Genomic DNA, 11,570 nt, shown 5'->3' with positions numbered 1-11,570 from the left:
TGAGGCCGATTATCAAACGCTGTCCCGAGCGGTGAGGCGATAAAGAGGAGGTCTTCATGCTATTGATAATTTAGCGTCCAGGTTCCGCTGGCGCTGAACGGGCCAAACTCGATGGATTGATTTTTCAGGGCATCAGGCTCCACCTCGACCCAGCTCAGAAAGTGTAGCGCCATGGGGCCTTCGGTAATGGCCTGTCGGGAGGTGCTTTGGCCCAGATGAATGGCGGCGCCGTCCTCCTCACTCAGCCCTATCGCCACGCCAGAGGCACTTCCGGGACCGCCGCTGTTCAAGGCCAGATGATCGGGTAAATTTGCATCTTCAGTGCCGTTAAAGGTGACGGAAATAGTGGCGAAAACGTCGGGATTACAATCACGTAAGGGGATCGTGAATGCCTGCGGCTGACTGCGTCCGCTCAGGTAAAGGTCTTTCGCGGCGATCTGTCCAAAATCGACTTCAATCTTGTCTGCGTTGGGCGGAAGGCTGCAGGCCAGTGCCATGACGGTGCCATGAAAATGCATATCGCCGCCGACAAGTTTGGTTTCCGCATTGACGGCGCCGCTCAGGAATAAAGAGAGCAGCACCGGGAGTATCCGGTAGGTCATCGGGCGCCTCACTGAAACTGTGCCACAACGGTTGCGGAGGCTTCGAATTCCCCCTCTTTCACACTTCCTGCGCCAGGATTCGCGATGGGAGCGGCGGTGAGATTCCAGTCGCCCTGATTTTGATAAAATCCTTTCACATTATAAAACTGGTTGGGTACCACGGTACGGCCACCCTCGTCTTTGAGGATGATGCCAAGATCGTCGCGTTTCTGCCCGTTACTCAGGGTGCCGAGAAACTGGTTATTAAATCCGGCGGTTCCGGAGGCTGTGCTCGTCTGGACGGCCAGATTGATATTCAGCGCGCCCTGATCAAAGCTTCCGCCTTCGCATTGGACGTGGATGGGGATCGATTTACTAAAGTTGACCCCATTAAGCTTCTCGTTCGACCCGGGTAAATTGCCGAATTCAACCGTGATTTTATCGCCACGATTAAATGTGCATTTATCAGGAACGGTAATAATCCCGGATTTAATCACCACCCGTGAAATAGAGGTCGTTGGCGTCGGACCGGCGGTTCCCATTCGTCCCGCGACGTCGAGAAGCGACTGCGAAGCGATGTTGATCCCGTTAATGATCGGTTTGGTGACGATAAATACCACTTTCCCTTTGGAGCCGCTTTCGACGTTTCTGACCGTAGAGACGCCGTTGCGTTTCGAACATGAATTGTTGGTCAGGCGATTTGACACATTGGTAAAGGGAGCGGGTACGTAGCCGCGATAGTTTCCGGCAATCCACACCGAAACCTCGACATCCAGATATTCATTCAGACGATAGCGATTGGGGCCGTTTGATGAGAGCGGCATGGTGGAAAGCGTTGAGTAATGGATAGCCCCGCGACTGATATTTTCAACAGGGCAATGAAAATTAACCACATATTGCCCGTTCAGATTCCAGTTGAAAGGACTGGTACGTCCGCCAATATGGTTTTTATCCATATCTAACGATTTCAGCTCGATATCATACTGATGCGGCATCCCCCCTTGCGGCTCGCCTTCTCCTTGCGTGAATGCCGATGCAGCCAGGGTCATGGACGAGAGCGTGGCGCCAAGCAGGGCTTTGAACAATAGGGTCATAGATACTCCAGCTTCAATCTGAGCAGTCCTTGAAAGGCACCGGCGCTGACCTCGGGTCCGGTGGATTCCAGCGCGGCGAGAAAGTGAAGCGCATTATTTCCAGGTTTAATCATCCACATGCGCTGTGGCTGATTGAGATGGATAAGCTGCTGGTGTTCGGTCATGACGCGGATCCCCGCTCCCTGAACATCGCCGTGGATGCGTGCAAGATCGCTATTTTCCCACGCGCCTTCCGCCATCAGCGTGAGGGAAATGCCTTGCTCCCGCGTGCTACGTGCGAGCGGTGGGGTAGCGGAGGTTTGTCCCGGGAGATCCCGTATGGTGTGGCTCGAACCTTTCAGGCAGTCATTGAGAAACAATGTGACGAGAACCGGGCGGCTACGATCGCCTGCCTGGTGAAAAGCGCTCGCCGGAATATCTCCGAGGTTAATACTTTGATCGCGGGACGCCATGTCCAGTACGCAGGGTGAAACATAAACGCGCCCGTGAAAGCGGACGTCGCCATATTCACCTGAGACATGGCTCATGTCGTGGTGCCCGTTATCGGCCTGAATGGAGCAGGAGCACCCTGCCAGCAGCAGGATGCAAAGTCGCTTCTTCATTAACGAATCTCCCTGATGAATCCTGTTACCGGGGTTGTTGATCGGCTGGCAATGCCCGGCAAATATCACCTGTGCAGCGATATCTCAGTTCCGGATGGCCGCCAAAATCATTCACATACATCATGACGAACTGACCGATCCCGGCGTCGGTAACCTTAAACTTCTGCGATGATTTAGGGGCAACCATCATCCCCGGGAAGTTTGTTAGCCTGCCGCTGCCTTCCGCTTCGGTTTTGCGGCTCAGACCGATGACCGTGATGAAGTAGGGGGTCGGATTGTCTACCGACCACTGGCTGCCGTTTTTGTGGAAGACCAGCTGGTTTTGCCAGACTGTCCCCGGTTCTGGCGGCACAATCGCCGAAGGGCGATAAAACAGCTTGATGCGCGACTGCATCGCCAGCTGCAAAACGTTGGGTTTATCCGGTTTCGGCGGAATTTCGCGCACGTTGAGATAGAACAAACTTTCACGATCCTGCGGAAGGGAGGTAATCCCGCTGGTTTTGGTGACCCGGGCGATTCCTTTTTGCCCACCGTTAATGCGCTGTAAGGGGGGAAGAACCATAAGGGGAGAGGTCACTTTGGCGCCGCTGGCATCTTCCACCCAGGATTGCGCCAGGAAGGGCGTTGAGGGACTGGTGTTGGTTAAACTGGCGCTCACTGAGCGATCGTTCCCGGTGATGATCAAACGGGTACGATCCAGGGCGACGCCGGCCCAGGCCGAATGGACTACCGCAGCCAGTAGCAGGCCGCAAGTGGCTGACATCAGCACCCGACGTATAGGAAAAGAGGATTGGTTTTTCATCGCAGTATTCATTTTTCTGGTTAAGAGGAGTGGCAAGGCAGCAAGACATTGCCTTGTGGGTTAATGTGTCGGGGAACGTTCAGGTGGCATTGCGTCTGGCCTCCCCACACAACGGAGAGCGTTTCATCGGGTTTGACCCCCGCGATCCAGCTTTCCCCGTTGTCCATGACCATGGCGACGCTGACGCCGTTAGCATTAAAAATTTCTGCGCCAAAAGGCGGGGCTGAGCCATCGGCAAGACGCAGCAACCCCATCATTTTTTCACCCTGTGCTACCGCAAAGCGTTGATACCCAATGGCTCCTTCCGTTAACGTACTGGTGACAATGGCTTTAGTGGCGGCGATGTCCTCAGCCATCGCGTCGACGTCAATGCGGGTATCAAAGCTGTTGTAGCTGACAATGTCGGGCACGACAGCAATCCCAAAGCGGTTTGAGTGGGCCTGTTGACCATTGAGGGGAACGTTGGCAACTCCGTCGGTATCGACCATCACGCGGGCCGTGTTCATTGAGGCCTGGCTATTGTGGAAGGCGGCTCCGTGCCGCGTGGCGGTAAAACCACCGCGCACCGTCCCTCCAACCGAGATATAGCGGTCCTGTTGCCAGCTGAGGTTAGACTCTAGTTCCGCCATCATGCTGCGGTGCTGGTAGTAACCATCAAAGGCCGTTCGCCCGTCTTCTGACAGACCCGCACGTACTCGCCATGGATTATTGCGATCGCGGTTATCGGAATAAGAAACCATCTGGCTGGAGCGGCCACCGCTGTTTTGCAACTGATATTCTGTCGAGCGTCCGTCTCGCCACGGGATCGACAGGGAAAGTGACAGACTGTCATCGCGCTTTCCCTGATACTCAGAACGATAGGCCGCAAGGTTAGCGCTGATCCCTTCCATACCGGCAAACGAGAACGTGTGCCCGACCGACAGACCATAACGATCCTGCGAACGTCGATCCCAATAGTTCTGATGGGCATAAGTCAGATACAACGTGGTGGCAAGACGAGGATCGTCGGCAAAAAAGGTGGTATTCCCGGTGAGGGTATACATCTCTTTTTCACGCCCGGTGCTGTCGTTATTTTCGTACTGCTCATCCAGAAATTGCGAGAAAGAGCGAAAGTTCCGCTGGGAAAAACGATAGCCGGCAAAGGTAATGGCACTGTTGTATTCATCAAAGGTTTTGGCGTAGCTGAGCTTGAAGGACAATCCTTTTTGCTGGTTTTGATTTTTTATCCGGCTGATCGATTGGGTGACATCCGCCGAGAGGGCGCCCAGCAGACTCAGGTCGCGCCCTATGCCCAGGGACCCCGCGTTATAGCGATTGCCGGTCAGCAGCGCACCGCCATACAGCGACCACGCGTTGCTCATTCCCCATGAAAAGTCGCCGCTATAAAACGCCGGCCCCTGAAGGTGATGGTCGTAACGCGAGGGCTTCCCCACGGCGGCGTTGTAACGGATATAACCCGGACGCGTCAGGTAGGGAATATCAGCCGTATTGACCTGAAAGGTTTGAACCGTGCCATCTTGTTCTTCCACCCGAACATCCAACGTGCCGCGCACCGAGCTGCGCAGATCTTCGATATTGAACGGCCCTGCCGGGACGGTGGTCTGATAGATCACATGCTGCTGCTGGCTCACCGTGACTTTGGCGTTGCTTTTGGCAATGCCGTGGACCTGCGGGGCATAACCTTGCAAATTCGGCGGCAGCATACGCTCGTCGCTGGCGAGGTTGGCTCCGGTAAAACGAACAGAATCAAATATCTGTGAGTTTAAATAGATCTCGCCAAGCGTCAGCTTCGCCGCCAGCATAGGCAGGGGACGATAGGCGTAAAATTGATCCCAGTCGAAGCGTGTGCCTTGTGTGTCAGAGGTATAATTCGCCTGATACTGGCTGCGTACACGCCAGGCGCCGAGGTTAAATCCTGTCTGCCCGTAACCTGAAAGGGACTGGTAACTGCCGCCATCCTGTTGATAGCGCGTTGCCTGCCCGGAAAGGTTGTAGTCAAAAATGAGCCCGGTTATGCCGTTGTCCCAACGTTCGGGTGGCGTCCAGTTTGGGTCGGTATATTTCATCCACGCCTGGGGGACGGTAATATCGAGGACGCCGGCGCTATTGTTCAGCGCTATGCCGGGTAGGTGTGAGATATCGAGACAGTTCTCTGCAAGTGGGCGGGTGTATTTCAGTGCATCCTCTTTCAGCGCCAGTAGTTCGAGCTGCTGCGGGCTGAGACAGACCAGGGTCTTATGCGGATGGTCAACATCGGAGATATATCGGACCTGTTGCTGAGCGATCTCCTGGCCGTTGATGTGCACGTCCAGCAGATAATCTCCGGGAGCCACAAAGTTACCTTCGGAAAAACGCTGTAAATCTACATTTTGTCGGTCACTGGCATCCAGCACGGCGGTATTGAATTCAATGGTTTCGTCTGCAGCAGCGGGAAAAAAAGAGGTGCAGGCCAGGGCAATGAAAAGTGCCAGAAGCGTTTTGGATGTATTCAGCGTAGTCATCTTCGTTTGCTAACCTTCAGGACCTTATTACCAGAACGGCTTACAGATAATTCACAACAAAATGCATGCTGGCGTTAAACTCACCGGAACGGATATATCCGTTTGGGGAAACTAAATGTGCTGTAAATCGGAGCGTGTTTTTACCTGGATTCAGTACATAATCTGGGGAGGGGATCCCCATATGAATGGGATTTCCATATTTATCAAAGATTGTAATTGATAAATCTCCGGAATCAGATTTCACACTTAAATCATCTTTATCATTGCTCTGTGATGCATTGTAAAAAGTGATGCTGGCACTATGAAATATACTGCCTGGATGTTGTGAATCCCCTAATGAACAGCCAAGTAAATGAATACTAAAATCATGCGCTGAAATATTTTCAGGGGCATTGCTAATATCTCTCGCAGAAATATTATGAAATTCAACTAACAATTCCTGGTCATCATGATCGACATAGCAAGCGGCTTCTATTATTTTCCCCTGTAAATGCATTTTACCTGGCGTTTTAGCTAGTTTACTGGTGCTCGCCAGGGTCCATGTTGATGGCAGGAGAATCAAAAGCAGTAGAGTCCGCCATCCAGGCATCGCTGCGCTCCCTTTATCTATTGGATATAAAGTTCTAAGCAGGCGCAGCGATGCACCTGCCCGATATCGTTACTGGTAGTCGATCTGGAAGTTTACGGTAGACTCGAAGTCACCCGGAGTGACTGCTGCAGAGGCGTTATTGGCCTGTAAATAAGCCACGAAATCGATATCGGTTTCACCGTCAGTAATATTGACCTGAGATGCTGCCTGGCCCCATTTCACATCCTGGTTGCCGCTATCAACCATGCCGATACCTGCGCCTTGAGCGGTGCCGGAGGTGAAGGCGGCCAGAGCTGCGTTGTCCGGATCGATTGTTGCCGGGGTGTAAGTCACGGTGGCAGTTTTAGCCACGGTGGTATCGCATCCCTGCAGGACGATCTTCGCGTGTCTGGTTCCTGCGCGCTGGTTATCTTTTAACTGAGACGTTGGAATCTCACCAAAATTAACTTGTACCGGGCTGGATTCTGGCGCCAGGCCACAGGCTGAATTGACCAGCGTACCGGAGAATTGAATTTTCCCGTTGGTCGGGTCGACGCTTTTCGCCGCGTAAGAAGAAGTTGCCGTCAATGTCATACCGGCCATCAGCGCACAGGCGACAGCTACATTTTTCATTTTCATGTTTATTCTAGACCTTGTTTCTGTTTGGGTTATTACAACAATGTGTTGAGGCAAAGGAATGTCCTGCCTGAAATACCTTTGTCGACTGAAGGCAATAGCGTGATACCGCTCCTGGCCATCAATATCCCCTGCGAGTGAGCTAAGTAATAATCAACGTGGAATTATCAAAAGCAACCATCAACACTGTTTCGGCGACCTATATTAAGTCGGTGGAAAAATGAGGCAACGCAAAATGTGGGATTGAATCAAACTCAGCTGATCCTGTTGTTGTGGCTTCTTCCTATCAACTGTTTATGTTGTTTTGCTTGTTTTTTGATCTTTGTAATGGTTTTATATTTTGTATTTACCGTTATTTATAGTGTTTTTATCTGTCGTTTGTATTTTTATTTAGTCAGAAGTGGCTACCGCAGAACATTTATAAATTTTTTGTGAAAAAAGAAAAGAGGGGCAAAGTGTAGAGATGACAACAGGATAGCCATTTTTTGTCTGTGAAGTATTCGGCTATATGTATAATATTAAATAGATGTTATGAAATAGCTAATAAAGCGATCTCTGATAAATTCTAAAATGATAAATGAATTGTGATATGCTAGCGCCTCAGACATTTATTCAAGGATATTCCTGTATCAAGGAGACATCATTGGTTTCTCATATCCCAATAGATAAGATTAAATCCGTAATTATTGGCGATGGTATCGTATTCAGACCGCATAAAAACTCCTTAAAAGACGTTGCATCCGGTAAGACTGGTACTCTCAATAATGTCGCATCGCAATTGCTTCTTTATTTGTTGCAAAATGGTAACGACATTTCTACCCGCGACGAGATTCTTCTTAATGTTTTTCAGCGTAATGGCGCCAGAGCAACCGATGCAAACCTGAATCAGCATGTTTCCTTTATACGTAAAGTTATTACTTCTATCGGACACCCGGCTGAGGTTGTGGTAACGGTTCCTCGAATGGGGTTCAGAATCGGTGAGTTTGTTATTCATTTTCAACTGCTGGAGGAGCCGCAAAAAGCGGGGGAGCCTGTAGCGGCTGTTTCTGATGCCAGAAAAGGCCGAAAGAGAGCGAGTCGCTGGACGATCGGTCTGACGGGGTTAATTACCAGTATTGCCGTGCTGGCGACATATTGGTGGACATGGATACCCGATGAAATTCCGATGGTTGATGTTTCAGTCCTCAGGACCGTCAGCTGGCAGCAATGTCAAATTCATATTCTGGGAAATGCCAGCACCGATAATATTACCGAGAAGAGAGCTCAGGATATTTTTCAGGAAGCCGGTATTACTCCTGATTGTTCAGTGAAAAAAGACCTTTATCTCAATACCTGGGCCAGTAACTATGACCTGATCAACTGGACATTTGCTGCGGAGTGTGGATACAACAATGGTTATTACCATTGCCATAGTCAGTATCATCATCGTGAGGAGTGGTATGAAGACTGAGAGGGATCTATCCCCTTATTTATGGGCATTGGTGATCATCATTATTGGGGGGGCGCTGATAGCTTATTTACTGGTGAACAGAGATGCCAAAAAGAACGAAATTAGCTTTTCTTGTTCATCTGAATTCAGTTCGTCCCTTGATATACATAAGTCAAAAATGGATCTTGAGGGGATTTTGTTGATTACCAGCTATCACTCTGGCTATTTTTCCTTGTCAGTGCAGGGATCGTTGAAAGCTGAAAGTGGTCAGTATGTTGTTGACCGTAAGCTTTTCTTTCGTTATTCCCGGCCCCTGGGACATGCGGCGGGGGTGTATGCGATTAATCCGTCAGGGCGTGAAAAGTCGCCAGATGATAATGCGCCTGATGCTATCGATTATCTTTTTTTTGACGCCTATGAGCGTGCGGACAAGCTGTACATGGTCAAACGTATTGATAGTGAGACGGTCGTTATCGGCGATCAGTTTTCACCGCGCTATGCTTGTGTGATGAACCACTTTACTCGCTAGTGTACAGAGTCTTTCCTCGTGCAGGGACGCGCTGATGGGAGGAGAAGAGCAAGAAAGGATTGCGGTTTACGCGCTGGCTTCGAAGGGGTGAGCGGCGTGCCGCGAATAATCGAACGGAGCTCGATGAAGAGTCCGTATGGCAGCAAGCAAAAAAACCAGCCCTTAGGTTGGTTTTTTTAAATAAGAGGTCGGGCTCGGAATGGCCTTTTGACGCTGATATACGCTGCTCCCTCCTGAAAGTATTTAGCCACAAACTTCTCATCTTCATACCGGGGCCATGCCTGTTTGCATCAAAATGATCGCCGGGACGACGAGTGACATCAGCGCGGTTGTCAGGAGCAGGACTGCTGTCAAGGATCATCAGCATTCGCTCAAGGCCAGCGAACCGATCGCGCTACCCGCCCCGGTTACCTACCGCAGCATGACCGGTCAAACGCCGGGCATGCCGGCGACCAAACAGGCTAACATCGGCTAATCACCTGTGTTACCCGGTTCAGCGATGACGATCTGCACAGGCCACAATATCCGGCTTTGTCATAACAGTTTTTTCCACGCCAAAACGCGTGATGTTCAGCATCGCGTTGCCAATGTCGATAATAGATAAAAATCGCTTTCCGGTAGTGGCGCTGATAAGGCGCATGACGGGGGCAACCACGGTATATAAAAGCCGGTAAGCCGGGGTTCGGGACTGCACTTCTGGCGTAGGCAAAATAAACGCAGGTCGGAAAATCGCAGCATGGCCGGGAAACAGCATCAGCAGTTTGTTTTCTACTTCGCCACGCACACGCGCCCACATCTGCGAACTCTTTCCGCTACTGTCTGCGCCTGCGCCGGAGACATAAACAAACTTCATCTGCGAGCTGCGGGCTTTGAGCTGCCCGGCAACCCGCAGCGTCATGTCGTAAGTGACGCGTCGATACACTTCCTCACTGACTCCGGATGAACTCATCCCGGCGCAGAAGAAACACGCATCAACATCGTCGAACAGCGGGTCCGCCGCGTCAAAGTCCAGCAGGTCGCCGTTCACCACATAACGAATTCGGGGGTCATGCTCGCCTTCAGGCTGTTTTCTGACGAGCAGAATAATATCGCTCACGTCTTTTGCCGCCAGGCTTGCCAGCAGCACACCCTGCCCAACCATGCCGCCGGAACCTACAATCACAATTTTCATGCGCTATCTCTTGCCGAAGCTCTGTTTGCCGGCCTCCTGTCAGGAGGCCCGTCTGGTATCAATTTAGTAGATCTTCCGTCAGATCCCACAGGCGCGACGCGTTGGCTTTATCCAGCGCCCAACCCGCAACCACTGAAAACTCGGTCATGCGGTCTCCGCTGGTACGCGTAATCAGCTCTGCCTCGTTACAATCGGCGAAATAGCGCCCGCCAACGCCCTCCAGTTCAGGTAGCGTTGCGACCACAATTGACGTGGCGGCTCCCTGCTGGGCGCTTTTCCACAAGTGCTCCGGTACCGGTAACTCTCCCGAGTACCGCTGCAGGTTTGATTTAATCGCGCCGGGCATTACCGCGTTAACGAAAATGCCCTCCTCCTTCCAGCGACGGGAAGCTTCCACGGCGAACAGCACCATCGCCGTTTTCGACTGACCATAAGCCGTCCACGGATCGTAAGGACGAATATGGTAGTGAATATCGTCGAACACCACTGGACTAAAGTGATGGCCGCTGGAGCTCACGACGACGACCCTTGCGCCGCCCGCTTTTTTCAGCGCCCCATATAGCCCTTTGGTTAAAGCAAAATGGCCAAGGTAGTTGGTAGCAAATTGCGCTTCCCAACCTTCCCGGGTTCGGGTTTCCGGCATGGCCATTACGCCCGCGTTATTAATTAGAATATGCAGAGCACCGGACCACGAAGAAGTAAATTCGGCAATAGAATTTCTGTCAGTGAGATCCAAATAAGCAACATGGATATTTTTATTGCCGGTGCTGCGAATAATATCTTCAGCGGCCTGCTTGCCTGCCTCTATATTCCTTACCGCCAGCGTAACCTCAGCGCCTGCGCCAGCCAGCGCCCTTGCTGTTTCCAGACCGATGCCTGATGCCGCACCGGTCACCACGGCACGCTTATCGCTGAGATCCTGACCTTTAATAACTTCATTGGCAGTACTATTAAAATTAAACTGTGTTTTAATCTTCATATTTAATGACTCTGAAATTTTAAAAAAAAGTGCAGTAAAGAGCAGGTAGTAAATAAACTACCGACTCTTTAAGTTATATTCAGGGAACGAGCGAACTATTTACGTTTAAACCGTAATAGCGCGCCACATCATAGTAAAACCAAGCTGCAGCAATTTATCTTTCTCTTCCGGATGCCGAACAATTTGCTCGCTGGTGGCATCAGCGATATTTTGAATAATGGCATAGATAAACGTTTTGCAATCGGTGGCGAAGAGCGACTGCTTGATTGCCTCATCAAACATCTTATCCACCTGATTCAGCGCCTCCGGCGTCCTGGCGAGCGTCTCCGGCGTAAGCAGATCTGACACCGTCAGCAGCCTGAGCACCTGCTTTCCATCCGGATTTTTCAGCGACCATTCCGTGTAGGCTCGCCAGATATGCATTATCTGCGTGTGAAAATCGGCGTCTTTCGGGTAGCCGGTCACCAGCAGGTCAGACATATCCTGCTTCAGCATTAAATAGACTTCGTTCAGCAGCTGCTCTTTGGTGGGGAAGTAGGTAAACAACGTGCCTACCGCTACTTCCGCGCGTTTAGCAATGCTGGCCGTTGTAGCCGACAAACCGCTCTGCGCAACAATCGCCACCGCGGCCTCCAGAAGTGCCGCCTGTTTTTGCGGACTTAGGGGTCTTGCCATTCC

At 51.2% G+C, this 11,570-nt stretch carries 13 protein-coding genes; 3 read left to right on the top strand and 10 right to left on the bottom strand.

Features of this window, described 5'->3' with window-relative positions; genetic code table 11:
* Nucleotides 1–59: 59 nt before the first annotated feature.
* From GRPL_RS22775 to GRPL_RS22800, 7 genes are all read right to left on the bottom strand, one after another.
* On the bottom strand, nucleotides 60–602 hold the full coding sequence (locus GRPL_RS22775; RefSeq protein WP_032689877.1) for a fimbrial protein: 543 nt from the start codon (nucleotides 600–602) through the stop codon (nucleotides 60–62).
* An 8-nt stretch (nucleotides 603–610) separates the two neighbouring features.
* Entirely contained in the window at nucleotides 611–1,675 is a 1,065-nt protein-coding gene (locus GRPL_RS22780; protein ID WP_032698351.1) for a fimbrial protein, read from the bottom strand.
* Nucleotides 1,672–2,277, bottom strand: a complete 606-nt coding sequence (locus tag GRPL_RS22785; RefSeq protein WP_032689875.1) for a fimbrial protein — start codon at nucleotides 2,275–2,277, stop codon at nucleotides 1,672–1,674. Before GRPL_RS22785 ends, GRPL_RS22780 begins: the two co-directional genes overlap by 4 nt.
* A 25-nt stretch (nucleotides 2,278–2,302) precedes the next feature.
* Complete coding sequence (locus tag GRPL_RS22790; RefSeq protein ID WP_032689874.1) at nucleotides 2,303–3,079, bottom strand: fimbrial biogenesis chaperone; 777 nt, start codon at nucleotides 3,077–3,079, stop codon at nucleotides 2,303–2,305.
* 20 nt (nucleotides 3,080–3,099) lie between these two features.
* Nucleotides 3,100–5,580 (bottom strand): fimbria/pilus outer membrane usher protein, encoded by a 2,481-nt coding sequence (locus GRPL_RS22795; RefSeq protein WP_032698350.1) that lies wholly within the window; start codon nucleotides 5,578–5,580, stop codon nucleotides 3,100–3,102.
* Nucleotides 5,581–5,620: 40 nt separating this feature from the next.
* Nucleotides 5,621–6,169 (bottom strand): fimbrial protein, encoded by a 549-nt coding sequence (locus GRPL_RS26440; protein ID WP_072009555.1) that lies wholly within the window; start codon nucleotides 6,167–6,169, stop codon nucleotides 5,621–5,623.
* Between the two features lie 69 nt (nucleotides 6,170–6,238).
* Nucleotides 6,239–6,787 (bottom strand): fimbrial protein, encoded by a 549-nt coding sequence (locus GRPL_RS22800; protein WP_032689872.1) that lies wholly within the window; start codon nucleotides 6,785–6,787, stop codon nucleotides 6,239–6,241.
* 640 nt (nucleotides 6,788–7,427) lie between these two features.
* Here GRPL_RS22800 and GRPL_RS22805 point away from each other — a divergent pair.
* The 3 genes from GRPL_RS22805 (at nucleotide 7,428) to GRPL_RS28545 (ending at nucleotide 9,217) form a co-directional block, all read left to right on the top strand.
* A complete protein-coding gene (locus GRPL_RS22805) occupies nucleotides 7,428–8,234 on the top strand; it encodes a winged helix-turn-helix domain-containing protein (protein WP_032689979.1) in 807 nt (268 codons plus the stop codon).
* On the top strand, nucleotides 8,224–8,742 hold the full coding sequence (locus GRPL_RS0125485; protein WP_032697131.1) for a FidL-like protein: 519 nt from the start codon (nucleotides 8,224–8,226) through the stop codon (nucleotides 8,740–8,742). The genes GRPL_RS22805 and GRPL_RS0125485 overlap by 11 nt, the downstream gene beginning before the upstream one ends.
* Nucleotides 8,743–9,019: 277 nt before the next feature.
* Nucleotides 9,020–9,217: a hypothetical protein gene (locus GRPL_RS28545; protein WP_032698349.1), complete on the top strand. Its 198-nt coding sequence runs from the start codon at nucleotides 9,020–9,022 to the stop codon at nucleotides 9,215–9,217.
* Between the two features lie 18 nt (nucleotides 9,218–9,235).
* Here the strand turns inward: GRPL_RS28545 and GRPL_RS22810 are convergent, their stop codons facing one another.
* The 3 genes from GRPL_RS22810 to GRPL_RS22820 all read right to left on the bottom strand — a co-directional run bounded on the left by GRPL_RS22810 (nucleotide 9,236) and on the right by GRPL_RS22820 (nucleotide 11,567).
* On the bottom strand, nucleotides 9,236–9,913 hold the full coding sequence (locus GRPL_RS22810) for an NAD-dependent epimerase/dehydratase family protein (RefSeq protein WP_032698348.1): 678 nt from the start codon (nucleotides 9,911–9,913) through the stop codon (nucleotides 9,236–9,238).
* A gap of 58 nt (nucleotides 9,914–9,971) precedes the next feature.
* Nucleotides 9,972–10,892 (bottom strand): SDR family NAD(P)-dependent oxidoreductase, encoded by a 921-nt coding sequence (locus GRPL_RS22815; RefSeq protein ID WP_032698347.1) that lies wholly within the window; start codon nucleotides 10,890–10,892, stop codon nucleotides 9,972–9,974.
* A gap of 105 nt (nucleotides 10,893–10,997) precedes the next feature.
* Entirely contained in the window at nucleotides 10,998–11,567 is a 570-nt protein-coding gene (locus GRPL_RS22820; RefSeq protein WP_032697135.1) for a TetR/AcrR family transcriptional regulator, read from the bottom strand.
* Nucleotides 11,568–11,570 lie beyond the last annotated feature (3 nt).

Origin of the sequence: Klebsiella planticola ATCC 33531, from assembly GCF_000735435.1 — a bacterium.
Lineage (GTDB): Bacteria > Pseudomonadota > Gammaproteobacteria > Enterobacterales > Enterobacteriaceae > Klebsiella > Klebsiella planticola.
This window is presented reverse-complemented; position numbering and strand designations above follow the sequence as displayed.

Coding starts and splice junctions, on each gene's coding strand:
- GRPL_RS22775 (WP_032689877.1), bottom strand. CDS start 602: ATGACCTACCGGATACTCCCGGTGCTGCTCTCTTTATTCCTGAGCGGC.
- GRPL_RS22780 (WP_032698351.1), bottom strand. CDS start 1,675: ATGACCCTATTGTTCAAAGCCCTGCTTGGCGCCACGCTCTCGTCCATG.
- GRPL_RS22785 (WP_032689875.1), bottom strand. CDS start 2,277: ATGAAGAAGCGACTTTGCATCCTGCTGCTGGCAGGGTGCTCCTGCTCC.
- GRPL_RS22790 (WP_032689874.1), bottom strand. CDS start 3,079: ATGAAAAACCAATCCTCTTTTCCTATACGTCGGGTGCTGATGTCAGCC.
- GRPL_RS22795 (WP_032698350.1), bottom strand. CDS start 5,580: ATGACTACGCTGAATACATCCAAAACGCTTCTGGCACTTTTCATTGCC.
- GRPL_RS26440 (WP_072009555.1), bottom strand. CDS start 6,169: ATGCCTGGATGGCGGACTCTACTGCTTTTGATTCTCCTGCCATCAACA.
- GRPL_RS22800 (WP_032689872.1), bottom strand. CDS start 6,787: ATGAAAATGAAAAATGTAGCTGTCGCCTGTGCGCTGATGGCCGGTATG.
- GRPL_RS0125485 (WP_032697131.1), top strand. CDS start 8,224: ATGAAGACTGAGAGGGATCTATCCCCTTATTTATGGGCATTGGTGATC.
- GRPL_RS28545 (WP_032698349.1), top strand. CDS start 9,020: ATGCCTGTTTGCATCAAAATGATCGCCGGGACGACGAGTGACATCAGC.
- GRPL_RS22810 (WP_032698348.1), bottom strand. CDS start 9,913: ATGAAAATTGTGATTGTAGGTTCCGGCGGCATGGTTGGGCAGGGTGTG.
- GRPL_RS22815 (WP_032698347.1), bottom strand. CDS start 10,892: ATGAAGATTAAAACACAGTTTAATTTTAATAGTACTGCCAATGAAGTT.
- GRPL_RS22820 (WP_032697135.1), bottom strand. CDS start 11,567: ATGGCAAGACCCCTAAGTCCGCAAAAACAGGCGGCACTTCTGGAGGCC.